At 65.4% G+C, this 2,468-nt stretch carries 3 protein-coding genes; all 3 read right to left on the reverse strand.

Annotated elements, in window-relative coordinates; all coding sequences use genetic code 11:
- Positions 1 to 240: 240 nt before the first annotated feature.
- From FJ930_RS29860 to FJ930_RS29870, 3 genes are read right to left on the reverse strand one after another with little or no spacing between them, the layout of a single operon-like run.
- Positions 241 to 1,053, reverse strand: a complete 813-nt coding sequence (locus FJ930_RS29860; protein ID WP_141841179.1) for an enoyl-CoA hydratase family protein — start codon at positions 1,051 to 1,053, stop codon at positions 241 to 243.
- Positions 1,050 to 1,520, reverse strand: a complete 471-nt coding sequence (locus FJ930_RS29865) for a MarR family transcriptional regulator (RefSeq protein ID WP_140691180.1) — start codon at positions 1,518 to 1,520, stop codon at positions 1,050 to 1,052. Before FJ930_RS29865 ends, FJ930_RS29860 begins: the two co-directional genes overlap by 4 nt.
- The gene (locus FJ930_RS29870) at positions 1,514 to 2,272 is read right to left on the reverse strand and encodes an SDR family NAD(P)-dependent oxidoreductase (protein WP_141841180.1); all 759 of its coding nucleotides are present in this window, start codon (positions 2,270 to 2,272) and stop codon (positions 1,514 to 1,516) included. Before FJ930_RS29870 ends, FJ930_RS29865 begins: the two co-directional genes overlap by 7 nt.
- Between the last annotated feature and the right edge of the window lie 196 nt (positions 2,273 to 2,468).

Consider the following 2,468-nt stretch of genomic DNA (forward strand, 5'->3'; position numbering starts at 1 on the left):
GTCAGGCATTTCGGCCTCCGCTGTCTTTCCGATATCGCGCTCTACGGCGCCCCCCTCTGTCCTGCCGGACATCTCCCCCTCCAGGGGGGAGATTGGATATCACTTCTGCTGTCGCCAATCGCCAGCGTTGCAAGGCAGGTGCCAAGCCTTGAACTGCCAATCTCCCCCCTAGAGAGGGAGATGTCCGGCAGGACAGAGGGGGGCGCTGTCCCGCCAACGTCTCCTTTGAAACGAGCATCCTCAATTCCCCTCGAACACCGGCTTTTCCTTGGCGACAAACGCCCTGTAAGCCCGCTCGAAATCGTGTGTCTGCATGCAGATCGCCTGCGCCTGCGCTTCCGCCTCGATCGCCTGGTCGAGGCCCATCGACCATTCCTGGTTCAGCTGCGTCTTGGTGATGCCATGGGCGAAGGTCGGGCCGGAGACGATGCGCGCCGCCATGTCGAGCGCGTCGGCTTCCAGCGCGGCGGCGTCGACGAGCCTGTTATAGAACCCCCAGCGTTCGCCTTCGGCGGCCGTCATGGTGCGGCCGGTGTAGAGCAGCTCGGCGGCTCGGCCCTGGCCGATGATGCGCGGCAGGATCGCGCAGGCGCCCATGTCGCAGCCGGCAAGGCCGACCCGAGTGAACAGGAACGCGGTCTTGGCCTCCGGCGTGGCGATGCGGATGTCGGAGCTCATGGCGATGATGGCGCCGGCGCCGACCGCCACGCCATCGACCGCCGCGATGATCGGCTTGCCGCAATTCAGCATCGCCTTGACGAAATCGCCGGTCATGCGGGTGAAGGCGAGCAATTCCTTCATGTCCATCCTGACCAGCGGGCCGATAATGTCGTGGACATCGCCGCCGGAGCAAAAATTGCCGCCATTGGGCAGGAACACCACGGCGTCGACGTCGTCGGCGTAGACGAGGTCGCGGAACGTGTCGCGAAGTTCGGCATAGCTGTCGAAGGTCAGCGGGTTCTTCCGCTCGGGACGGTCAAGTCGGACCTTCGCGATCCTGCCTTCGACCTGCCAGAGGAAATGCTGCGGCTTGAGACCGGCCATCTTTGTCATTCGCGTCCCTCCCAGTTGCTGCGGAAAGAGGTCAGCATGCCGGTCAGCCGGCGTGCATCCTCCTCGCTGACCTTGCCCAGCAATTCACCGATCCAACCTTCATGCGCCGCGGCGATGGTGGCAAAGGATTTCGAGCCCTCCTCGGTCAGCCGCACCATGGACGTGCGCCTATCGCCATTGCGACGCGCACGCGCCACCAGACCTTCCGAAACCAGCCGGTCGACAATGCCGGTGACGTTACCGTTGGAAACCAGCAGAAAACGCGACAGGTCGCTCATCAGCATGCCTTCGGGCGCGCGATAGAGTGCGGCCATCACGTCGAAGCGCGGCAGCGTCGTATCAAACTCCTTCTTCAGGCGTTCGCGCAGCTCGGCCTCGATCGTGCGCGAGGCCCGCAGCAGCCTGATCCACAGCCGAAGCCGGTCCTTGCCGGGTCCCGATGGCGCGGGCAGGGGGCCGGCTACCATGTTTCGCCTCCTGAGATCGAAATGGCCTGTCCGGTGATCGACGCCGCCGCTTCGCCGCACAACCACAACACCGAGGCGGCAATCTCCTGCGGCTGGATGAAGCGGCCTTGCGGGTTGGTCGAGACGAGGCTCGATCGTGCCTCGCCGGCCGAGCGGCCGGTCTTTTCGACAATGCGCTGGATGGATTCCTCCAACATCTCCGTTTCGACAAAGCCTGGGCACACCGCGTTCACGGTGACGCCGGATTTCGCCGTCTCGGCGGCGAGCGCCCGCATCAAGCCGACGACGCCATGCTTGGCGGCGACATAAGGCGCGACATAGGCGTAGCCTTTCAGCCCTGCCGTCGAGGCGATGAAGACGATCCGGCCCGCCTTGCGCGCGGCCATGCCGGCCAGCGCCGGTTTCACCGTCAGGAAGGCGCCGGTCAGGTTGATGTCGAGCGTCCGCTGCCAGTCGGCAAGCGTGGTCTTGTGCGTCGGCGTGCTGCCGGCCATACCGGCATTGGCAACGACGATGTCGAAGGGCCCGCGCGCGGCTTCCGCTGTCTGGTAAAGCGATGCCATCGCCGCCTCGTCGGTGACGTCGGCGGCGATCCCGAAGATGCGATCGCTTTCGCCGGCCACCTTGGCAAGTTCCGCTTCGCGCCGGCCGCAGACAGTCACGTCGATGCCGGCACCCGCAAGCGCCAGCGCGATGGCCCGGCCAACGCCGGAGCCGCCACCGGTGACCAGCGCATGCTTGCCGGCGATCATGCGCCAGTCCTCGAGGCAAGGCGCCGAGTACCCCCACCCCTAACCCTCCCCACAAGGGGGAGGGAGAAGGCCACGGCAGCGCCTATCCATTGCAAACTTATGCGGTTCCGACCGAGCCGGATGCAACTTAGTCCCCCTCCCCCTTGTGGGGAGGGGTTAGGGGTGGGGGTACGGAGCCAACTTGCGAAGCGTGAAG

The organism is Mesorhizobium sp. B2-4-15, from assembly GCF_006658505.1.
Taxonomy (GTDB): Bacteria; Pseudomonadota; Alphaproteobacteria; order Rhizobiales; family Rhizobiaceae; genus Mesorhizobium.